Below are 21,795 nucleotides of genomic sequence, written 5' to 3' on the forward strand. Positions count from 1 at the left end.
CGGCCAGAAGCGGACGGTCTGGCCTTTAAATAAATACGTCGCCTTTTTCGAGTTGGTTGAGTAAAGACCTAATGCGGCGCATTGCTGATTGGGCTTCAAAAAGAAATGGACAGTTCAGATTGCACTCTCCTCCAAAGCATCGTTACCAGACGAACAGAACTCAATAAAAGGCCCGCAGAATTTCTTGAGTTGGCAGCGTATTGATCTACGCTGATCTCTGCACGTATGCATCGCCATTCCACTCGCAATATCCGCACGGACACTACACCTGTATGGCGGCGCATTCGATCGTTAACGGCGTATGGGGGGAATCGGTGATGGCGAAAAACGTCTTGGTGACAATTTGGGAGCGCAATACGAAAGAAACGCAGTGTCGGCTTTCTGATGACCAGACGCTGCAGGTAAAAATTCAAAATCGGATGGCCTGTATTGAAGGAATGATTGGTCAGGCCGAGAAGACATGGCCGTCATACCATAGTTGGCTTGAATCCTTACCAAACCAAGCTGGTCTGTCTCCTGCAGATTTCGATCTACACCTCTTTGTTGCGCCCGAGTATTTGTTCGCTAAATCGGCTCCACGCCCCTACATCAATGAGATGGACAAGGAAATAGTCCGAGCCTGTAGTACCGCTTTGGCGAGCTCCAACAGCAAATTGATTTTGATCCCTGGCACTGTGCTGTGGGCAAAGTCCATGATTAGACCCGAAGGTCGTAAGTTTAGACGCGGTACTGAGGAGGAGAAGACCACTCCGCGGGATTTCTCAAAGCACCGTGAGCCAACAGATTTTGGGCTGAGGTTTGCTCCGCAATCAGCACAGCGGCAGTACCAGAAGTACCGAAATCAGGTGTTCAATGCCATTGACCAATGGACCTTAGAGGACCCTTCTCCAGAACGGCATATGGCGCGCAACACTGCATTTGTTTGTATGGGGGATCAGGTCGTAACCCAGCATAAACGCTTTGAAAACATCGGGCTCTATGGTCTGGAAGAACCGGATAATCAGTCCGATTGGACCGACCTTATTTTCGTTCCGGGAACCAGCGCGCCAATTCCGCTCAAGGAAGGTTTGAGGCTGGGGTTGGAAATATGCGCTGAGCATGCTTGCAAACCTGCGCTTATGTTTTCAGGCGGTGGCTTGGATTTCCATGTATTGATATCTGCCAGTATTGAAGTGAATCCTGCGGCGGTTGCTGCAAAAAGGGGAGGCTACGTGATCCACGCCGACTCTTCAGGGGCAACCGTATACGAAGTCGGAGCCGGAAAGGCATTGAGTACTGTTGGATGTAGCTACCAAGTGGACGTTTATGATTCAGGCGCGCCGGCGGGGACTGCAAAAACTTACATGTGCATGGTGTGATACTTAGACACTAATACGGTGCCTAAAGGGGGGGCAGTTAATAGTTACTTTGCGAGAAATTAAGTTTGTCACCTTTACCCCAGGATAACTGCTATCGGCCGATAGCGGCCTTAGGGTAAGGGCAGCAGTCGGCCAATAGCGGTCGGTCGACTGATTGGACTGGGACGGTTACGCTGGCGCTTCTCACCTGCACGGAACAGCCTATGACACAGGTATACCAAGGAAGCTGCTTATGCGCTGCCGTCAGTTACGAGCTACTCGTCTCACCAAAAGCAGTGAGTCATTGTCATTGCAGCCAGTGTCGCAAAGGTCACGGGGCAGCATTCGCTTCGTACGGCAGCATTCCGCGTAGCGCGCTTCGAATACTTCGCGGTTCCACCAGCATCAAAACCTATGCTTCGTCAGAGACGGTATTACGCGAGTTCTGCATGGACTGCGGTTCGACTCTGTTCTGGTCACGATCTGAAGGTAAGTTTGCCGACTGGGTCTCGATAGCGTTGGGCACGCTTGATACGCCCTTCCTGCCTCAAAAGCAGAAGCATGTTCATGTCGACTCCGCAGTCCTCTGGTTCAAATCATCTAACCTATGCCCTCAGGTCGACTGACGGCTTTGGGTCGAAAGACGTCTTTTGGTAAAGACATTGGAACGTCGCTACGCCCCGCGCGGACCGGGTAGCAGCGTGGAGATGGGAATCGCCTGAGTCGTTGCGCGTTTGACAGGTCATCGTCATTCTGGAAGCGACGATTTTTGAGGAGATTGAAGTGGACATTGACCGTCTGTTAAAAAAGCGGCAACTGAACGTGCAAGAGCAAAATGCTCTTGTGGCCCACAGACTCATGGTAACCGCCAAAGCTTGGTTGGCCAGAGGAATTCCCCTAGCCTTAAAAAACTATGGCGAGTCGAAAGGCATTAGATGGTCAGAAACCGTCGTACTAGATCTTGAAGTCGACTTTCCCGGTATGCCCAGCCTTTATGGTCTTTTGCTCACTCACGCAGAGCGGTTCATAGAGTTTGAAATTGATACCGATGACACTCATAGGTACGTGGAATCGGTGAGTCAATGGGAGGATGTTTCTGCTAATCAGGACTACGCGCCCAACAAGCGCGGTACTGGAAAGGGCTTCGCAGCAATTGCTCTTCAGGTGAGGCGCGAACTCCTATGCGGCTTATAGGTGTGAATCACAGAAGCTGAGATTCCATTGCTGATCGGAAGCTGCTTTTGCGCCGATTTCTTCCGGCAACTGGTGTCCCCGTTGGGTCGGATAGCGACGGTCTGGTATTGATCAGCCAACCCCGCGCGCAGGTGCGGCGGACAAGCGCAGCGCGTCAGAGCTTCCCGCTGAGTACCTACACTAACCATCGATCTGCGGCTTAACCCAGTTCAGCACAACCAGTGAATTCTGGTGCACCGGATAAGATCTTTCCCAACTCATAAACCCGGTGTTGTCGATTTTATCTACACATCTAACGTTGCTATGCAGGAAGTGCCCAAGGGCAAGATGCTTCGCTTCCAGGGTGCATACGGAGCCTATCGCCCACTTGTCCCAAAAGCTTGATACTTTGATTGCATAATTGCTCGCAGATCGTAGCTTTTTACTAGGGTAAGTGATGACATCGACGCTCGGATATTTTTTGAATATTAGATTTGCCGTATAAGAAGACACTGCATAACCTTCGTCCTCCTCCATTATGCAGTTATAGAGAAATTCGTCAGAAATCAGCAAAGCCTGCATTTCATGAATTGGGCACGCTAGAATTTTTCTTCGGACATCTTTTACAATCTGTTCAGTAACATCAAGGTGGGCCGCATTGGATCTCATGATATTTGCGAATGTTCCAAGCGGCAGGAAAGTTACGTTCTTTCCGTCCTGAATTTTTAGAACACTCATGATTACAAAATCATCGCTCACTCCAGTCTCTGCAAAGGCAGCATTAGCTTGATTTGCTACATACAGCACCGCATCGCCTGGAGCATTCAGTCTCGCTTGCTGAGCAGGCGCCGAGTGATTCCATAACACCCCTGTATAGTTAAATGGGAATGATCTATCTTTAGAAACACGAACCCGATAAAACTCACGCGTATCGTTTTGAGTAGGGAAGTTTAACATCGGATGCCTGGCAATCACCCTTGCAACTGTCGACAGCTTCTCTTTTAAAGATAGTTGCTTGAAGCCATTCGCAATATTAACAATCTCGTTAAGTTCGAGCGGAGGATACTTCTCCGTGATACAGACCATAAATCCCCCTTAATTAATGTACTGACAAGGCTTATCGCAGTTTACCCTAGGAGGCTCTCTGGTTAAGTGCCGGTAATGCTGGGCTTGACTGCGATAATAGCTAGCTGCATGTGGTGCAAGAGTTGAAGCATAGGCCATAAGCCTATTTTTCGCCCCTTTTTCGCCCGAAGAGAAATCTTTCCCCTTTTTGTCGGTCCCCTTTTTGTCCAGGCTATGCTTGCGGACGCCTGAGTGATCAAAGCGAACGACCTGAGCCAATTGTTAGAAGGCATAGGTCTCATAATCAAATTTAACATCGTCGTGCTTGTTTAGGCAGAAACCCAAGACAGTTAAGCTGGACTTTATTAACTTTTCGTCACGACCATCTGCTGAGTGCGGAAAATGTTTTCCGCCATGAAAGAGGTTGTTGCGTGTCATGCGGACTGCTATAAGCGTCTTGGCTGCTAACGTTTGTTCCGGCCCGAAAGTAAGTGGGCGCCACTTTAAGCTGCCGTCTTCGACTATTTGCTGCTGCGGTGGTTCCTTTATCAAATACTCAATGGCGCTTGATAAATTTTTCGAGTCAACTTGTTCAAAGTGCGAATTCATGCTTTCGGTGAACTTTGACCAGTCAGCCTCTGCTATGTCATGCCGACCTTTCCGAAAGTACCCAGACTCTTTTAATGAGAACTCAAATCGTGAAAACACAGCTAAAAATTCAAAAACAAGCTCCTTCGAGATTTTCAATTTTTTTACTGGCGATTCCGCGAGCATTGGGTTTCCCTCTATCTATAAGTAGGCGGCACATGTGACCGTAATTTTTGTCGTCATTTGTGCCGCATAACGCATCTTATCTATGCGTCCCCCTTTGAGCCAAATGAATCGAGCACTAGAAGCGCGACATGGGCAAAAAGTGAAGATCAAGATTTCTCCTGAGGTTACAAAGTCATCGGTAGCGTGTCTATGGCCAGTAATGAGCTAGGCGCTTTAGTCCGGGAATGTCTGCTTCTGGCCGACAGCGGTCGCTTGCCGAGGTCCGCTTCTGGCCGGCTAGCGACGGCCTGACTTCGACCGTCGCTATGCATGATCAAACCTCAGTCTGTTCCGCTATCTCCAGTGCGTCATCAACCTCAATCCCCAGATATCGAACAGTGCTCTCCAGCTTCGTATGGCCGAGTAGCAACTGAACCGCCCGTAGGTTCTTCGTTCTGCGATAGATTAGTGATGCCTTCGTACGTCTCATTGTGTGAGTGCCATACATGGTTGAATCAAGGCCTACGGCTTTCACCCAGCCTTTGACGATACGAGCGTATTGACGAGTGGATAGATGGTCTGAGGTATGCAGCCGGCTAGGAAAAAGGCAGTCCTCGCTGCGTAGTTGTGCCTGATGTATCCAGGCCACGAGAGCTGACCGTGTTTGCTCAGTGATCTCAAACTGCACTGGCCGCTGCGTTTTCTGCTGCATCACCATGGCTCGTGATGATACGTGCTCGCCATGGGCGACATCGCGCACGCGTAGCTTGGTTAAGTCGCAGGCTCGAAGCTTACTGTCGATGGCCAGATCGAAGAGGGCCAGATCCCGGGTTCTTTTCGCAATTTGAAGTCTTACTCGGATGGCCCAGATATCTCTCAGTCGGAGTGGGGCTTTCTGCCCGACTAGTTTTCCTTTGTTCCAGGGCTGACAGCTGCGGGTAGCGATGATGTTCATGACAAGTCCTCCACGTGTGGAAAGACAAGGATGGCTAATCAGAGCGACGGCCGCTAACCGGGGGGACCGGTCATTTATTTACTCTCCCGCCCTTCCCCCCTGGGTACTCTGATAGCTGCTACTTTTTCCAAACGTCCTAAGCCAGCCTCTTCCGGGCAAACCGCATTCACCGACCTGCGACGGCTACGCCGCCGAGCGGGAGCAAGCTCCCTCGCCACAAAATCATCGCGTCGCCATCGAAGCTGCCCCATGCCCCAACCCCGCGCACACCCGCGCCAACAAGGGGCGATTTACGGTCAAACCTTTTGGCCATTTCGATCCCCTTTTGGCCTCTCCTGCCGTTCTCTGAAACGTCGCGCGCCGCAAGACTGTGTTCAACCGAATCAGCCTTGCGGAGAACAAAAACATGCTGACGATCTACTCAGACGATCACCACCTGCACCACGGGCGCTGCGAGTTGATGGATGGGCAATTGATGCCCTGCTTCGAGATGCCGTCCCGGGCCGATCATGTGTTGGAGCGGGTCAAGGCGCGGGGGCTGGGGCCGGTGGAGGCGCCGCAGGATTTTGGCCTGGGGCCGATCCAGCGCATTCACAGCGCGGCGTATCTGGAATTCTTCAAAGGCGCCTGGGACCGTTGGGCCAAGTACAACCGCGACGGCGATTTGTTGCCCTTCACCTGGCCGGCGCGAACGCTGCGTTCGGTCATTCCCACGAGCCTGCACGGCCAGTTGGGTTATTACAGCTTCGACGGCGGTGCGCCGATTACCGCCGGTACTTGGCAGGCGGCCTACAGCGCCGCGCAAGTGGCCCTCACCGCCCAGGCGGACATCCAGCGCGGTGCGCGCAGTGCCTTTGCGTTGTGCCGGCCGCCAGGGCACCACGCCGCTGGCGATTTGATGGGTGGTTATTGCTACTTGAACAACGCCGCCATCGCCGCCCAGGCCTTTCTCGACCAGGGCCATCAGAAGGTCGCGATCCTGGATGTGGATTACCACCACGGCAACGGCACCCAATCGATTTTCTATGAGCGCAGCGACGTGTTGTTCGCCTCGATCCACGGTCACCCCGAGGCGGAGTTTCCGTTCTTCCTCGGGTATGCCGACGAGCATGGCGAGGGCGACGGCGAGGGCTTCAATTTCAACTACCCTTTGCCAGCCGGCTCCGCCTGGGACACCTGGAGCGCGGCGCTGGAGCAGGCCTGCGGGCAAATCCGGGGTTACGACGCCGATGTCATCGTCGTGTCCCTGGGTGTCGACACGTTCAAGGACGACCCCATCTCCCAGTTCAAGCTCGACAGCCCGGATTACCTGGCGATGGGCAAGCGCATCGCGGCGCTCGGCAAGCCGACGCTGTTCGTGATGGAAGGCGGCTACGCGGTGGCAGAAATCGGCATCAATGCCGTGAACGTTCTTGAAGGTTTCCAAAGCGCCCCATGAGGAATCACAGCATGAATAGACTCAAGCGTTTTATGGCTCCAGCCGTGTGCGCCGCGCTGCTTTGCGGCGCTGTCCAGGCCGAGGAGCGCACCCTGCGCGTCTACAACTGGTTCGACTACATCACGCCCAAGGCCCTGGAGGATTTCAAGGCGCAGAACAGCCAGGTCAAGCTGGTCTACGACATCTTCGACACCAACGAGGCCCTGGAGGCCAAGTTGCTGACGGGTAACTCCGGCTATGACGTGGTGGTGCCGTCCAACGTGTTCCTGGCCAAGCAGATCGAGGCCGGGGTGTTCCAGCCCCTGGACCGCAGCAAGCTGCCGAACTGGAACCACCTCGATCCGAAGCTGATGAAGCTGATCGAAGCCAACGACCCGGGCAACAAGTTCGCCGTGCCCTACATGTACGGCACCATCCTGATCGGCTTCAACCCGGACAAGATCAAGGCCGCCCTGGGCGACAACGCGCCGGTGGACAGTTGGGACCTGATCTTCAAGGAAGAGAACATCAGCAAGCTCAAGCAGTGCGGCGTGGCGCTGCTCGATTCGCCGTCGGAGATCCTGCCCCTGGCCTTGCAGCACTTGGGCCTGGACCCCAACAGCAAGAAGCCGGCGGACTACGCCAAGGCCGAAGCGCTGATGATGAAGATTCGCCCGCACATCACCTATTTCCACTCCTCCAAGTACATGGCCGACATCGCCAACGGCGACATTTGCGTGGCGGTGGGTTACTCCGGCAGCTTTTCCCAGGCGGCCAACCGCGCCAAGGAGGCCAAGAACGGCGTGACGGTGGACATGCGCCTGCCCAAGGAAGGCGCGCCGATCTGGTTCGACATGCTCGCCATTCCCAAGGGCGCCGCCAACCCAGGGGACGCCTACGCCTTCATCAACTATTTGCTGCAACCGCAGGTGATCGCGCCGGTCAGTGATTTTGTCGGCTATCCGAACCCGAACAAAGATGCGACCGACATGGTCGACCCGGCGATCCGCAACAACCCCAACCTGTACCCGACCGAGGCGGCGATGACCACGCTCTATACCTTGCAGCCGTTGCCAAGGGACGCCGAGCGGGCACGGACACGGGCCTGGACGCGGATCAAGTCCGGCCAGTAGCTCTGCCTGTAGCAAGGTTTGTCTGGCCCGGGGATAGGGTGGCCTCTTACCCGGGCTGACACTGCGCCCTATACATAGTTACCACCCTCCCTGTTTTGCCGCGCCCTAGCATGGCGTTCCCGAAGCGTTCGGCTTTGGGCATGCCATGTATCGCGAGACAGGGAGACTCAGATGACCCAACCCTTAACCCCTACACCCGCCGCGCCCGACGCCAGCCTTGGCGACGCGGTGCTCAACCAGTTACTCGCCGGCCCGACCTCGCCGGAGGTAGCCGCCGCCCTTCTGCGCAGTGCGCTCAAGAAGCTCTATCCCCATTTGCATCTGGACCCGAACAATACTGTGATCGGTGAACCGGACTGGGAAATCGTCGACGGCCAGATCGTTGAGCGGCCCACGCGTTACCAGACACTCAGCAACATGCTGGCGGCACGGATGAATGAGGACTATGCGACGCTGCTGATCGAGGGCTTTCACTTTCTGACCCACCTGCCACTGACGACCCCCGAGGTGCACCTGCCGGTGCGCATCGCTCAGATCGGCAGCCTGATCAATGAACTCGCGCCCGTCATGGTGTCCGCCTGCCAGGAACAGCAACTGGCGTACTGGAACGCCACGATCGGCACCGCGCCGCCGCGCTGGCATGAGCTCTCCAGCCTGCTGCACAGACTCTGGGACGTTAAGCAGGTCAAGGGCTGGACGGACTCCGACTGTGCCATGGCCAGGCAACTGTTCCAGTACCCCGACCTGCAGGACCGCAAGGCCAACGACCCTTATGACACCCATGCGTACCTGATCGACATCGATGAGGTGGATGGCGACAAGTTGACACGCATGGTCGACAACTCCCTGGTGGTGCTGATCGGAACCGTCGAAAAAAAACAGACCATCCTCGCCTACTCGCTGCGTCGCAGCTACGAGAAGTTCGACTCGCTGCAAGCATTCGGGCAGACCCTGCCTGATCATCTGGGCAACGTGGAGGGCAAGAGGATCCAGTGGCGCTTCTTTGAGCCCGAAGGCAACATTTTCGATCACAAGGCCTGCGGCTTGATTGCCACCCAGGTACAGATCCTGGGCTCTCCCGAGATCCTGAAAGGGTTCATGACCGACGACAGCGAGCAGCCCGCGCTCAGAGGCACACAGACCGACACCGGTCCTGATGCGGCCTGGTACGAGAAGCAGATGCCTGACTGGCTCCAGCAAGCATCGACGTCCGACCAGATCCTGTTCGCCCAACACATGAAGAACCTGTCCGCGCTGAGCAGCTCCCATGCCGGCAAGACCTACCTGGACGATATTCCCCCCATCAAACACTATGCGCTGAACGCGTTGAAACAACAGATGCAATCGGAGCATGCCGACGCCGCGACGCTCGACCCGCAACGGATCGAACTGCAAATCCGCAGCCCCGTCGTCTGGGGCACCTTCGTTGTTCCCGGCAAAATCGAGATCACGCGGCTCAACCTCGTCGACCTGGCGCTACAGAACCTGATTGCGCTGCCCCTTGGCGACAAGGTGGTCCGGTCTCTCGACGGCGACAAGCTGCCCGGATGGATGACGGTCGATTACGTCGAAAATCTGGTGACCAAGGTCGATATCGGTCGCGTTTATCCCGAACTGGTCAAGAGCAAGCTACTGGGCGATACCGTCGAATCGACCCGCCGGGAAAATCTCTACACGGCTCAGCTACGCATCCAGTTACCCATGCTGGCGCTGGAGAGCAAGATTCGCGGCGATTGCAACATCGACGAGCGCGGCTACCGTTACATCGCCGCCGTGATGGAGACCGACGAAGCCGAGCGCAAGGTCGACGGGCAGACGATCGTCATGCGCGAGCTGGCTTTCGTCTCCGGCCAGTCCCAGGGCACTGCGGGGGACGTCGTGACCAACATGTTCGTGATCGGTCCGCAGGATTTCGATGCAGGTCCCTGCGTGCTCTATCGCCCGCTGCTGGAACCGCAGCTGTGCCAGTATCCGACGCCGAGCAATCTGATCTACGCCATCCGGCAGACACCCTCCTTGCGTCAATCGGTGCTGGCCTGGCTGCCCGACGGAGTACGCGAGAACTACAGCCGATACCTCTTTTCCGGGCCGATCCCCTCGCCCTGGATGATCGTCGAATTCGCCACCGACCCCTTCTCTTCGTGGACCAACAGCGCCCCCGTCAGCTTGAGCAACCAGACTCTGGGGGCGGATTTCCTGCCGCGGTTGTTCAGGTCCAATGCCGAGGCCCTGACCGCCCTCGCTGATCGTCAGTCTGTGTCCAATAGCGAGAACCGCTGGGAAACCTTCAAACAGGCCAGTTGGTTGATTTTCAACCTGGCCCTGCCCTACCTCGGGGCTGCGGCAGGCACCGCCATCTGGCTTTGGCAAATCCTCGACGACGTTGAAACGATGACACAAGGCGACGAAGAAACCGACAGCCAGGCCACGTGGGAAGCGTTTGTCGACCTGTTGCTGAACATGGCCATGGCGATTACCGCACACGCCATCGAGCGCGCCCGGGAGAATACTGGCAGCCGCCTGACAGAAGCCCCCCAGGTCGTGCCCGAGCTGGAAAAACTGGCCAAGCCTGCGCCCATCATCGAGCAATTCATACCGCCCAAGGACACCAGGCTGCCCGCCGAGCACTACGACACCATTCATTCCAGTGGCGCCTTGGCGGGCAAGTCCGGCGAGCATGCCAAGCTGCTCAGGCCCTTGAGCGTCAACAAGCCCGAGCACGCCGAACAGCTCAAGAGCGAAGGCCCGCTCAAGGGCCTCTACCAACAGGGCGATGACTGGTTCGCCAAAATGGCCGACAAGTGGTTCAAGGTAAAAGTGGAAGGGGACCATGTGTCCATCGTCGACGAAAAAGACCCCTCCCACCCAGGGCCGGCGCTGATGCGCCATGCCCACGGCGAATGGCATGTCGACACGCGCCTGCGTCTGCGCGGTAGCGGATCGAAAGGTGCCCGGCAGGAGGTCATCGCCGATGCCAGGCGCCGTGGCACTCAGCTGCTGGCGCAGTTGACTCGCTTCGAAGAAAAGAAAATCGAAGGCCAGAAGTTGCTGACCATGGATGCCAAGGAGCTGGGTAAGGCCTCCGGCTCTGCCAAGGAGCTCAAACGCATCATCTATTTGAGTACGTTGAAGACGCAACGGGAAAGCTACGAAGAAGCGTTGAAGATCCTGACCGAATGGCCGGTCTTTCAATCAAGGCCCGACGCGCCTCAAGTCCGACTCGGCTACTTGAACGCGCAGATCAATTTTACGTTCGAGGAAATAGACGCGCTGAAGGCTCGCTTCACCCCCGCCCTGAGAGAAGCCCTGGACATGGCCACTTCGACGATCGAGGAAATCGAGCAGCAGCACGTCGATGCTGCCGATGCCATGATCCGGGTCGGTGACGACATGATCGAGCGCCTGGATTACATGGAAACCCGCTTCTACCGACTCAAGAAGCAGGGGCGCGAAGGCTTTGAATTCCTGCGCCAGCACCGCGGGAAAATGCCGGCCTACAAAAGCGATGCGATCCGCCTGATCCAGTTGGACATGTATCGCCACCTCTGCCTGTCGCTCGACAGCATCCACACCGTGCCTGAGGGGTGGGCAGATCTCAACCAAGTGGTCGATAACATCACGGTTGCGTTCCAAAGCCTGCACGACGCCATCGAGGAGCGAAGTGTGATCAGGCTGGACGAACAGATCGATGCATTTGGCAGCCTGACGGAACAGTTCACCGCCATCGAAGAACATCTCGAATACCTGGGCGATGAATATAAGGCCAGTGTGCGCCCGGCAGAACTCAATCGACTGATAAAGCAGATTGGCCAGACCAAGAAACGCGCAGTCCGTCACCTGGCCTGGGCCCTCGATGAGCGAAGCAACCGGCGCAGCCTCGGCAACCCGTACGAGCAGCGCCCCCGGCCTCGGAAAAAGTTCATCAGGGCGCGTTTCTGGGGTCTGGTCAGTGGCGAACCCCGGCTCTCGAAAACCAAGGAAGAGACGGGCTGGGTCGATGTGAAAAACCCGCTTTCAGAAAAAATCATTGCCACGTTTCATCGCAAGGAAACTGGTGAGTGGGTGCCTCACGTCATCGCCGAAGCGCCGGCGCCCGTTCCTGCGTTGACAACCAGCATCACCAAGGGCAAGGCCCTGATTGACGGGCTGGCAGCGTTCAAGACGCAAATCCAGGAATACGCCAACAAACCCAGTCGATCACCCACCGGCATCGGGATGATTCTGAATGCACACGCAGGCCGCATGGAGAAAGTCGCCGTGGCGATCACCAAGGCGCTGGACAATGCCTCTAACGAAACGGTGGGTGTGTCGGCCCAAGAGCGGCAGTTGGCCGAGTCCACCCGCAAAGCACTCAAGCAGGCGTCCAAGACCCTTTATGAGGAAGGGTTCGAAGGCATCCTCAAGGTCATCAAACAACGGCCACCGACCATGAGTGGCTTGATATGGCTTAAAAGCCGGAACCAGATTTCCATCACTCGGCAAAAGAACCGGCAACGCCTCAGAGGTCCTGTTTACGGTTATCTGGACCGGTACGAGATCAAGGACCTGAAAGAGAACAAAACGCTGTGGTTCGCCGACTTCCGTTATTCCACTGACTGGGCGCCTGCCCATGCTTATCTGTCGGCGCGTTTGAAAACACCGGAACAAGTCAGCCTGGGCCGGGCCGCCGACTCGACCAAGGAGTTGACCCAGCGGCAACTGATCGATCTTTACCGCAGCGAAATCGCCGTGGACCAGGCCAAGGAGGTGTTCTTTCCAAAACGACTGTCGTGACGGACAAAGCCAGGCGTCTGTCGACGCCCGGCACTCATGTCGGCCAGGCCTTCGCCAGACGCGCCAGCGCGGCATCGATCGTCGCTGGCGGGACCGCCGCGAACCCCAGCACCAGCCCCGCCCGTACCTGCGTCGGGGCAGTGGCAGGCAACCAGTAGCTGCTCAAGCCATTGACCTCGACGCCGGCTTCGGTGGCCCGGGCGATCAGCTCGCGCTCGCGCTCGATGTTGTCCACCGGCACCGTGACGTGCAACCCGGCGACGACCGTGGGCATGGCGCCGACGCCGTTCAACGATTTCGGCCAACCGGCCAACAGCGCATCACGCCGGGCCAGCGCAGCGCGGCGCATGCGCCGGATGTGCCGCTGGAAATGTCCGGCGGCCATGAACTCGGCCATCACCGCTTGGGTGCTGACTTCCGAATGGCGCACATCCACCGCGCGGCGGCGGGCGAACGCATTGACCAGGCCCGGCGGCAACACCAGGTAGCCCAGGCGCAAGGCCGGGAACGCGACTTTGCCGAACGTGCCGACGTACAGCACGCGCCCCTGGCGATCCAGCGCCGCCAAGGGTGCCAGCGGCGCACCGCTGTAGCGATATTCACCGTCATAGTCGTCCTCGACGATCCAACCATCGTTGCGTTCAGCCCAGGCCAGCAGCTCCAACCGCCGTGCGAGGCTCATGACCACCCCGGTCGGGTATTGATGGGACGGCGTGACGTAGGCCAACCGACAATGGCTCAACGTATCGAGCGCCGAGCAATCGAGGCCTTCGCTGTCGACCGGCACGCCTTTCACCTCGGCACCGGCCACGGCGAACGCATGCCCGGCCGCACGGTAGCCCGGGTTTTCCACAGCCACGACGTCGCCGGGGTCCACCAACAGCTGTGCACAAAGGCTGATGCCCTGCTGCGCGCCGCTGGTGATCACAATTTGTTCAGCGGTGCAGTGCAGGCCACGGGAGCTGCGCAGGTAGGCCGCGATCAGGCCGCGCAAGCGTGCGTCACCTTGCGCGTCGCCATAACACAGTTGCTGCAGATCCGGCTTGCGCCAGAAAGCCGCATTCAGCTTGGCCCAGACGTCGAATGGGAACAAATCGAACGCCGGAACGCCGACCCTGAACGCCTTGGGTGGGCCACTGGGCGGCTGGGGCAAATGGTGTTTTTCGACGCGGTTCAAGGCATCGCTGTGGATAACTTTACTGGATGGGCCCACAGGCAAGTCGAGCCAATCTGTGGATAAGGCTGTGGGTAAGCCTGTTGAAAACCCTGTGGATACTTTTGTGGATATGTTTTTCAGCGGCAGTGTCGTCGAAGACAGTTTTGCCACATAAGTCCCGTCGCCCACGCGCCCTTCGATGAAGCCCTCGGCATAGAGCTGGTCGTAAGCCCGCACCACGCTGTTGCGGGAAATCGCCAAGGCCGCCGCCAGGTCACGGCTGGCGGGCAGACGCGTGCCACTGGCCAGGCGCCCGTCCAATACTCGCGCGCGTAACGCCTGATACAGCTGACGACTGAGCCCCTGACGGCGGTCCAGCTCGATTCCGGCGGGGTTGAACGACAGGGGTGGCACGGCGGTGTTCATGATGATCCTCGCAAATGGACCTATCGAATTGGCCATAAGTGGCTCTTACAACAGACCAATAGCCTGCCTAGGATGCTCGCATTCGCCAAGGAAAATCGTCATGTACACCCCAAAAGCCTTTGCCGTCGAAGACCTGCCCCAACTGCATGGCATGATGAATGATTGCCGTCTGGCCGTATTGATCACGCACGGTGAACACGGCTTGCAGGCCAGCCACTTGCCGCTGTTGCTGGACACGCAACAGGGCCCCAATGGCAGCCTTTACGGGCACATGGCCCGGGCCAATCCACAATGGCGCGACCTGCAAGCCGGCGCCGAAGCCTTGGTGATCTTCGCCGGGGCCGATGCCTATGTGAGCCCGGGTTTCTACCCCAGCAAGGCCGAACACGGCAAAGTCGTGCCGACCTGGAACTACGTGGCGGTACACGCCTACGGCGCGGCCGAGGTGTTCAGCGACCCTCATCGTCTGCGCAACCTGGTCGGCGCCCTCACCGATCACCACGAAAGCGGTCGCGCCCAGCCGTGGAGAATCGACGATGCACCGGCCGAGTACATCGACAGCATGCTCAAGGCCATCGTCGGCTTCGCCCTGCCGATCCAGCGCCTGGAGGGCAAGCGCAAGCTCAGCCAGAACCGCAGCCCGGCGGATGTCGCCGGCGTGCGCAACGGCCTCGCCGCCAGCCCCGACCCGCAGGACCAGACGCTCGCGCGGCTGATGCCTGATCCATCGTCCAAGGAGTGAATATGAGCCAGACCGAAATCCGCCTCGTCAGCGCTGACGATCACGCCGCCTGGCTGCCGTTGTGGCAGGCCTACTTGCGTTTCTACAACACCGAATTGCCGGACGCGGTCAGCCAAAGCACCTGGAAACGTTTACTCGACGACCGCGAGCCAACCCACGGCGCCCTGGCCTGGAATGGCGACACGGCGGTGGGCCTGGTGCATTTCATCTACCATCGCTCGAACTGGAGCATCGAAAACTCCTGCTACCTGCAAGATTTGCTGGTGACGCAACAGAGCCGCGGCACCGGTATTGGCCGCCAGCTCATCGAGTTCGTCTACCGCACGGCCAAGGCCGATGGTTGCTGCAAGGTCCACTGGTTGACCCACGAAACCAACGCCACCGCGATCCAGCTCTACGAGCGCATCGCCGAACGTCCTGGCTTCATTCAATTTCGCAAAGCCCTGTAAGGAGCGCAGCATGTCGACTTCACTCGCCGATTGGAAAGGTGTCCCGGCGCCGTCTACGCAACTGATCGAAGGGCGTTTCATCCGCCTGGAAAAACTCGACCCGGCCCGCCATGCCGACGGCCTGTGGCAAGCCCTTGAAGGTCCCGGGGCCGACCCGAAGCTCTGGGATTACTTGCCTTACGGCCCGTTCAAGGACCGCGGCGCTTTCGATGCCTGGCTGGACAATCATGCGGCTAATACCGACCCGTACTTCTTCAGCGTGATCGACCGCGCCAGTGGCGACGTGCAGGGCATTCTCAGCCTGATGTCCATCGTCCCGGCCCAGGGTCGCATCGAGATCGGCCACGTGACCTTCGGCGCGCCGATGCAGCGTTCGCCGAAGAGCACCGAGGCGGTGTACTTGTTGGCCAAGGAGTCTTTCGCCCTGGGTTATCGCCGCCTGGAATGGAAGTGCAACAACGGCAACGCCCGCTCCAAATACGCCGCCGAACGGTTGGGGTTCACCTTTGAAGGTGTTTTCCGCCAGCACATGGTGGTCAAGGGGCAGAACCGCGACACCGCGTGGTACTCGATGCTCGACTCGGAATGGCCGGCGATTGGGGCGGGATTCGAGCGGTGGCTGAGTGAGGAGAACCAGCGCGAGGGTGGGCAGGTGCTGGGGTTGGTGGAGTGTCGGTCGTCGGTTGTGGGGGACTGAGGGTCCGCTATCGCGAGCAAGCTCGCGCCCACAAGGGATCTGCGGTGAACGCTGGATCTGTGGACACTGAAGCCCCCCTGTGGGAGCTTGCTCGCGATGGCGGCGGCACAATCAACATCACCGCCCGACCATCACGAGCACCTCACCGTCACTCAGGTTTAGGCTTCACCTCACCAATCTTCTTGAGTGACTCTGGGGTCACGCCCCGCCTTGCGTACTGCCAGGCCCAGTCCGGAATGGCCAGGTGGCTTTCCACGTACACGGCAAAATCCAGGCGGCTATGGCCCAGGCGATCGGTCGGGAAATCGAAGTTGTACAGATACTGCTGGGCCCGCCGTTGGCCGATGGACAGCAGCCGCTGGATAATCTGATTCGCGCGGAACTCTTCCGGCGCAAGGCTGCCTCTCAAGGCCAAGGCAAGATGCAACTCGGAATTCAGCGCCCGGGGTTCGGCCAGTGTCTTTCGGATGGTGGCGTCGCTGAAGTGCGGCCCGATCAGGTCGGCCCAGATCTGGCTGGCGTAATCCTTTCGGAGTTTCTGCAGAGAGCTCCACAGATTCGGGGTCTCGAACAACAGGGCAACCCTGGCGTTGGACGGCGGCTGTCCCGCAAAGCTGAACAGTTTTGCGACCGCGGGGATGTCGTTGTCCATGATGTTCCCCCACGCGCCTCCCAGAAATTCCAGGAAATCCGCCAGCTCCTCTTGATGCGTGACGATGTTGTGCAGGTTCCGGTCGTCAAACAACTGCATCCAGTCGACATCGATGCTTTCGGTGCGCTGCAATTCGCTGTAGCGGGTGCTCGCATACTCCGCAAGAAGCTGGAAACGTCTATCGGACAAGGCCGGGTTACGTAGCCACCGGGCCACTTCGCCGACCCGCAACAAACCGCCCAGGTTATGCGCGATGATCGGCGACCTGAACAGAAAATTCGCCCGTCTCAGCAAGACGGGAAAACGCCCGAGAGCGGTCTTGAACAAGTTGACAGTCCTATCGGCCCTGTCCGTGTAAATGAAATGATCGAACAGCTCCGAAGTATCATCGACGTACTTGCCGGCATCGGCCACCAACAGACTCTTGGCATCATCCAGATCGTCGCTATTGACCAGGTAGGCCCCATCGAGCAGGGCTTCAAGCTGGTCTTCGTCCAGATGACCGTGCAGCGCTTCGTCATACAGGATATAAGCCGAACTGTTATTGGGATGGTGATTGACCAGTTGCCTTGCGGTCACGCCGTACTCCAGCAGGATATGGGCCACGTCAGGAGTGATCAGGAGGAACTGGTCATCAAGCAGGGCCTGGATCAGTTCAGGCTCAACGGGCCGCTCCAGGATGTCCTGGAACAGTTGGTCCATGGATTGTCTTTCCTGCCCTGTGAAGGGAGCGTTGATGCTTGGCACCAATCTGGCCGGAGGCCGATCAGACAATATACGCCCGACTTGCTCGAGGATTTCTGGCGGCAACCTGGTTCCAGGGTGTGCAGTGATCGCCGTGCGCACCGAACTGTTCGCATACAAGTCCAGATAACGCAGGACCGGTTGAAACAGGCGAAGCGGATTGGGCGCGCCATAAACAATCCGAGTGAGATCGAGCATCGCCGCCTGCCCCATCAGGTTGACCAGCGAAGGCGCATTTTCAAAAAGCGCTTCCTGGATCCGGGTGGCTTGCGGCGGCAGGTAATGGCCTAGCTGCGGATGCTGATCGACATAATCGGCCACTTCGTTTCGCAAACCTTGCATCGAAAACGTTTCCTGCGCTTGCCCTTCATTCAAGCCACGCGTCATAGCATTGAAGAAACAATCGCCGTCGGCAGGAATCTCGACGATCTCTTCGCCCAGCACCACGCTGTAATGATTCTGCGCCGTTCGACGCAACACCACATCGGTGTCTGCTCGATCCGGATGGCCATCCATTGGAAAAATGGTTTCGTCCTGCCCAGGGCTATAGCGCACCGACCAGACACGCTCAGGCGTCAACTCATCGATGATCAACAGGCTACGGTTCTGTGGCCAACTCGCCAGACGCGTCATGATCGACGGGACCAGGTCCATGACCTGGGTGTTCCAGGTACCCGGGGTCCGAATCGATGCGGCAACGGTAGAGAGCGCCATGGCCGGGATCTTGGGCTTGGATGGTCCGGGCTGAGGCGATGAGTCCGCCGGTCGTTTACCGCCTCCCCGACCAAATCCCACGGTGCGCCATTCTCCGTCCGACATTCGCGCCACCGTACTTCTCATGACGCCGCTGGAGCGGATGTTCAACCCTGTCAGCGGATCGACGAGCACGGCCTCGGTGGCGTTCAGCTTCGTCTGGTCGTGGACCCGGAACACCGTGCCATCGGGTTGGCGTACGTACACGGGGCGGGCTATCACGCGACCTGTCGCCACGTCGCTGACCGTCGCACGATAGAAGCCCCGGGCGTCCGCTGCCAGACCTTGTATCACCGAGGTATCCGCCACGGCATAACGGCCGTAGATCGCGCTATCCAACGGCAATCCGGTCAGCGCCTCCTCCGGACTCTGGCGTGCCGTCACCGCGCGGAAAAACGACTGGCTTCGCGTGGGCACCGCCACGCCTGCGGACAGGCGCCATCCGCCGTGGTTCGCTATGGTGTGCACCAGCGCCAGGGTTCTCAAGTTCAGCGGAATGGCCCCGGTCCTGAATATCAGCAAACCGGTCTTGATGGCGCTCTTGAGCATGTGGATACCGGGCGCCAGGAACAGCCCGGCCAGCTCCAGGACAATCTCGATCACCATCTGTCCGAACCGGCCATAGGTTTGATGGCGAACATCCCGGTTGCTGTTGGAGCGGTGATCGGCATGGGCGCTGTGAAAGTACACGTGTGCCCGATGGAGGTCCTCAAGCAGATCGCCAGTGATCAACGCGCCGCGAATCAACGGACGACCACCCTGCTGCCCCAGTGTCCGCTTGATTTCCGCCGGGTTGCTGGTGGAAATGCGCGCCCGGAAATATTCCTGCCAGTCCTCACGGGGCAACAGCTGCGCAATGCCATCGCTCAGATCGGCAAACTCATGGAAGTCTTCCCCCTCGGGCGCATCCGGGAAATAAACGCCAACGGTGCCCTTGATATCCGGCCCCGCCTGATCGGAAAAGATCAGCGCGCCATCGATGCTGGTCGCATTGCTCTGCCTGGCCTGCTGCCCGCCCGCCGCCATGCTGCCACCCAGCAAAAGACCGTAGACATGAACCGCGCGCCCCATGACCGGCGCGCGGTGCCTGGCTGATGGCGAGCGCAGGACGGCGTCGAGCCAGAGGGCGAGCTTCTTTGCCGGTTTCGGAGGATTGAAAGCCTTATCGATCAGGCTGGCCTTGAACACCTCGTCGCCCTTGAGCGAGGCCTCGTAGCCTTTGAATTTCAAATTGGCGAGGTACGCGGTCTGCCAAGTCTTTTTATAGTCCGGTTTATTCATCTCCTCCTTGAGCATGGCTTGATAACTGCCACCGGCATCGATGCTCGTCACCATCCGCGCGAGTTCGCGCCCGGTCAACGTGATGAAATAGCCGTTGGCCGGATTCCGGATGCGTTGGCCGTCCCCATCGACCAGGTAAACGCTCAACACTTCGCGCATGCCGTTCGGGTATTGAGCCGGGCGCAGGTTGTCGAGCAACAGTTGGGTCAGGCTGGTGCTGCGCGACTGCCTTGGATTGGCGCGTTGGCCATAGAAAAACGTGACCAGGCTCTGGTCAGGGTCGGGATCGATGCCGGGGTGCACGGTTTTTTGCAGGTACTCCTTGACCTTCTGGCGGGTGAACTGCAACAAGGTCTGGATATCGCTACTGCCCAACTGATAGGCCGCCTCCAAGACCTGGGTTTCCAGGCTGCGATAGGTCGATTTCTCCGTACGCGTGGCGGTCTTGTAGAAATCGCCACGGCTGTTTTCAACCAGGATTTCCTGACGGACCGCCAGCGGCCCGGCCAGCGACAACATGGGCAAGTCCAGCGCATCCTCAACGTTCAGGGCAAAAGCCGTCAAAGCGACCGTCTCGTTTCCCGGAGCATTCAAATACCTTTCCAGGGCGGTGCTTTGAATCTGCAACAGGTCATCTGCCGCCACTTCAAACACAGACCCGGACAATTCAGAGGCAATATCCCGGATCGCACGTTTCTGCCCTTCGTAGATGGGGCTCACTTTATTGATCAGGTCTTGGACAGAACTGAATCGCTTTATTCCGCCTTCCAGGGAGTACAGGAACAGATAGGGTTGATCGGTCCGCTTGATCACCATCGCCGCCGGCCATTTTTTCGGCGCTGCAGTGCCCATATCGAGCATGACGGCGTACACATGGGGAATCGGGGCCCGCAGCAAGCGGTTTCTGTCGGCCATGGAAGGATGGGTGGTGATGAGGTCCAACAGGCGATCTTCCTCAGCCTGCCGGGTTCGTGCGTCCGGGCTCGATTGGGTGCCTGGATCGCGATCGATTTTGTACAGGTCGAAGAGATGCAAGAAACGTCGGGACAGCAGATGAGCGAGTGCCGCGTGCGTGGTGGACGCCGGGGTTGGCGTATCGAGAACGTCTGCGCCGCTGCTGTTACGGAAGCGCGTGAGATCGTCGCGCCATTGCTGTTTCAATTCTTCATTGCCGGTGGGCTGGGCGATATAGAACACGGCCTCCAGGGTCGCTGCCGTTTTCGTGTCCAATGGGCTGGCGAAGACGCTGTCGGCCTCTTCCACCGAGTCTGGGCGGCTGAAGAACCCTACGGCGCCGACCGTATAAGTGGGCGGTGTATCCGACACCAGGCAGTCCAGCATCACGTCGGAAAAACGCTGCGACGAGGTCAATGAACGGCTGCCCGTCGCGTCAACAGTAAAGTGGTTCACGTACCAATGATCCGGGTCGATGTCTTGAAGCGGCGATCCACGGAATTTTTTCTGCGGGATCTTCGCCTTGATCCGGCTGGTCAGCAGGCTCTTGAGCACCGAGTCGAACGTTGGAAGAGCGGCAAACAAGCGCGCCAGTTTCACCTGATTGGTGTCCAGCAACGCCAATTGCCTGGCCTGTTCCTTTTCACGGGCACCGAGCAGATTGCCCTGGGCATCCACCTCAGTCATGACGGGCTGGCCGATGCCCTGGTAGCCGGGTGCAATGCCGGCGCGCAATTGCTGCAGGACGTCTGGCGCAAGGGCCTTGCCGTTGACCCGCAGTGCCGAGAAGTCCAGGGACATGTGACTGATGTGGGGATAAATCCAGCCCTCGCGGGGGGAGTGACCAGAGGAAGATCCGCGGCTTTGATGAGCGATCAGAAAGCCTTGGGTCACGGCGTCACGCAAAGGCACCGAGGTGCTCTGGGTGACGGCGGCCGAGTCGATAGTCTCGACTTCTTGATACGTGACGTTGACTTGTGTATCGCCGGTCAGGCCCCATTGACCTAGCCATTGATCGGCGAATACATGCGGTTGAAAGCGAACCCCGTTGGCTAACAGGCTGATGGGTTTCAAGCGCGCGGCAGGAAGAGGCGACGGCGCGCTAGGTTCATGTTCGGAGAAGACAGGCATTGAAGTGTCCCGGTTGTGATGAGGACTGGGACCCTATCGCGCCGTTCGACCGGAAATGACATACATATGTATAGGAGTGGCTGGCGGGCTCGGAGAAAAGCGTAAGGCGGGATGTCCTCCAAGCCCTGCACTCAGCCAGCACCTTTGGGGTGCTGCTTGCAGAGATTCATTCGTGGCGAGGGAGCTTACTCCCGCTCGGTTGCG

Annotated in this window: 14 protein-coding genes; 9 read left to right on the forward strand and 5 right to left on the reverse strand. The window is 58.2% G+C overall.

The features are described 5' to 3' along the window. Positions 1–272: 272 nt before the first annotated feature. The 3 genes from BLT00_RS18470 (at position 273) to BLT00_RS18480 (ending at position 2,531) form a co-directional block, all read left to right on the forward strand. Complete coding sequence (locus BLT00_RS18470) at positions 273–1,358, forward strand: hypothetical protein (protein WP_092151251.1); 1,086 nt, start codon at positions 273–275, stop codon at positions 1,356–1,358. Positions 1,359–1,561: 203 nt separating this feature from the next. Then, positions 1,562–1,963 (forward strand): GFA family protein, encoded by a 402-nt coding sequence (locus tag BLT00_RS18475; RefSeq protein ID WP_092147704.1) that lies wholly within the window; start codon positions 1,562–1,564, stop codon positions 1,961–1,963. 157 nt (positions 1,964–2,120) lie between these two features. Next, positions 2,121–2,531 (forward strand): hypothetical protein, encoded by a 411-nt coding sequence (locus tag BLT00_RS18480; RefSeq protein ID WP_092147701.1) that lies wholly within the window; start codon positions 2,121–2,123, stop codon positions 2,529–2,531. A 180-nt stretch (positions 2,532–2,711) separates the two neighbouring features. Here BLT00_RS18480 and BLT00_RS18485 read toward each other — a convergent pair whose 3' ends face one another. The 3 genes from BLT00_RS18485 to BLT00_RS18495 all read right to left on the reverse strand — a co-directional run bounded on the left by BLT00_RS18485 (position 2,712) and on the right by BLT00_RS18495 (position 5,283). Beyond that, positions 2,712–3,596, reverse strand: a complete 885-nt coding sequence (locus tag BLT00_RS18485; RefSeq protein ID WP_092147698.1) for an RES family NAD+ phosphorylase — start codon at positions 3,594–3,596, stop codon at positions 2,712–2,714. A gap of 261 nt (positions 3,597–3,857) precedes the next feature. Continuing rightward, entirely contained in the window at positions 3,858–4,349 is a 492-nt protein-coding gene (locus BLT00_RS18490; RefSeq protein ID WP_092147695.1) for a hypothetical protein, read from the reverse strand. A 313-nt stretch (positions 4,350–4,662) separates the two neighbouring features. Then, positions 4,663–5,283 (reverse strand): tyrosine-type recombinase/integrase, encoded by a 621-nt coding sequence (locus BLT00_RS18495; RefSeq protein ID WP_092147692.1) that lies wholly within the window; start codon positions 5,281–5,283, stop codon positions 4,663–4,665. A 406-nt stretch (positions 5,284–5,689) separates the two neighbouring features. Between BLT00_RS18495 and BLT00_RS18500 the strand changes: the two genes are divergently transcribed. The 3 genes from BLT00_RS18500 (at position 5,690) to BLT00_RS18510 (ending at position 12,606) form a co-directional block, all read left to right on the forward strand. Next, positions 5,690–6,721: a histone deacetylase family protein gene (locus tag BLT00_RS18500; protein WP_092147690.1), complete on the forward strand. Its 1,032-nt coding sequence runs from the start codon at positions 5,690–5,692 to the stop codon at positions 6,719–6,721. 11 nt (positions 6,722–6,732) lie between these two features. Next, positions 6,733–7,833: a polyamine ABC transporter substrate-binding protein gene (locus BLT00_RS18505; RefSeq protein ID WP_092147687.1), complete on the forward strand. Its 1,101-nt coding sequence runs from the start codon at positions 6,733–6,735 to the stop codon at positions 7,831–7,833. A 171-nt stretch (positions 7,834–8,004) separates the two neighbouring features. Beyond that, on the forward strand, positions 8,005–12,606 hold the full coding sequence (locus BLT00_RS18510) for a dermonecrotic toxin domain-containing protein (protein ID WP_092147684.1): 4,602 nt from the start codon (positions 8,005–8,007) through the stop codon (positions 12,604–12,606). 34 nt (positions 12,607–12,640) lie between these two features. Here the strand turns inward: BLT00_RS18510 and BLT00_RS18515 are convergent, their stop codons facing one another. Further along, positions 12,641–14,188, reverse strand: a complete 1,548-nt coding sequence (locus tag BLT00_RS18515; protein ID WP_092147681.1) for a MocR-like pyridoxine biosynthesis transcription factor PdxR — start codon at positions 14,186–14,188, stop codon at positions 12,641–12,643. Positions 14,189–14,288: 100 nt separating this feature from the next. Between BLT00_RS18515 and BLT00_RS18520 the strand changes: the two genes are divergently transcribed. Genes BLT00_RS18520 through BLT00_RS18530 form a run of 3 tightly spaced genes read left to right on the forward strand, consistent with a single transcriptional unit; the run spans position 14,289 to position 16,076 of the window. Beyond that, positions 14,289–14,930, forward strand: coding sequence for an FMN-binding negative transcriptional regulator (locus tag BLT00_RS18520; RefSeq protein ID WP_092147678.1), 642 nt, complete (start codon positions 14,289–14,291; stop codon positions 14,928–14,930). A gap of 2 nt (positions 14,931–14,932) precedes the next feature. Next, positions 14,933–15,379 (forward strand): GNAT family N-acetyltransferase, encoded by a 447-nt coding sequence (locus BLT00_RS18525; protein ID WP_092147675.1) that lies wholly within the window; start codon positions 14,933–14,935, stop codon positions 15,377–15,379. Positions 15,380–15,389: 10 nt separating this feature from the next. Further along, on the forward strand, positions 15,390–16,076 hold the full coding sequence (locus BLT00_RS18530) for a GNAT family N-acetyltransferase (RefSeq protein ID WP_063323726.1): 687 nt from the start codon (positions 15,390–15,392) through the stop codon (positions 16,074–16,076). Positions 16,077–16,224: 148 nt separating this feature from the next. Here the strand turns inward: BLT00_RS18530 and BLT00_RS18535 are convergent, their stop codons facing one another. Further along, positions 16,225–21,591 (reverse strand): OTU domain-containing protein, encoded by a 5,367-nt coding sequence (locus BLT00_RS18535; RefSeq protein ID WP_092147672.1) that lies wholly within the window; start codon positions 21,589–21,591, stop codon positions 16,225–16,227. Positions 21,592–21,795: the final 204 nt, after the last annotated feature.

Source organism: Pseudomonas sp. NFACC51, assembly GCF_900103575.1.
Lineage (GTDB): Bacteria > Pseudomonadota > Gammaproteobacteria > Pseudomonadales > Pseudomonadaceae > Aquipseudomonas > Aquipseudomonas fluorescens_Q.

Bases quoted from the DNA above. Each gene is read 5' to 3' on its own strand.
- BLT00_RS18505 (WP_092147687.1), top strand. From the start codon at position 6,733: ATGAATAGACTCAAGCGTTTTATGGCTCCAGCCGTGTGCGCCGCGCTG.
- BLT00_RS18510 (WP_092147684.1), top strand. From the start codon at position 8,005: ATGACCCAACCCTTAACCCCTACACCCGCCGCGCCCGACGCCAGCCTT.
- BLT00_RS18495 (WP_092147692.1), bottom strand. From the start codon at position 5,283: ATGAACATCATCGCTACCCGCAGCTGTCAGCCCTGGAACAAAGGAAAA.
- BLT00_RS18475 (WP_092147704.1), top strand. From the start codon at position 1,562: ATGACACAGGTATACCAAGGAAGCTGCTTATGCGCTGCCGTCAGTTAC.
- BLT00_RS18500 (WP_092147690.1), top strand. From the start codon at position 5,690: ATGCTGACGATCTACTCAGACGATCACCACCTGCACCACGGGCGCTGC.
- BLT00_RS18535 (WP_092147672.1), bottom strand. From the start codon at position 21,591: ATGCCTGTCTTCTCCGAACATGAACCTAGCGCGCCGTCGCCTCTTCCT.
- BLT00_RS18530 (WP_063323726.1), top strand. From the start codon at position 15,390: ATGTCGACTTCACTCGCCGATTGGAAAGGTGTCCCGGCGCCGTCTACG.
- BLT00_RS18525 (WP_092147675.1), top strand. From the start codon at position 14,933: ATGAGCCAGACCGAAATCCGCCTCGTCAGCGCTGACGATCACGCCGCC.
- BLT00_RS18470 (WP_092151251.1), top strand. From the start codon at position 273: ATGGCGGCGCATTCGATCGTTAACGGCGTATGGGGGGAATCGGTGATG.
- BLT00_RS18485 (WP_092147698.1), bottom strand. From the start codon at position 3,596: ATGGTCTGTATCACGGAGAAGTATCCTCCGCTCGAACTTAACGAGATT.
- BLT00_RS18490 (WP_092147695.1), bottom strand. From the start codon at position 4,349: ATGCTCGCGGAATCGCCAGTAAAAAAATTGAAAATCTCGAAGGAGCTT.
- BLT00_RS18520 (WP_092147678.1), top strand. From the start codon at position 14,289: ATGTACACCCCAAAAGCCTTTGCCGTCGAAGACCTGCCCCAACTGCAT.
- BLT00_RS18515 (WP_092147681.1), bottom strand. From the start codon at position 14,188: ATGAACACCGCCGTGCCACCCCTGTCGTTCAACCCCGCCGGAATCGAG.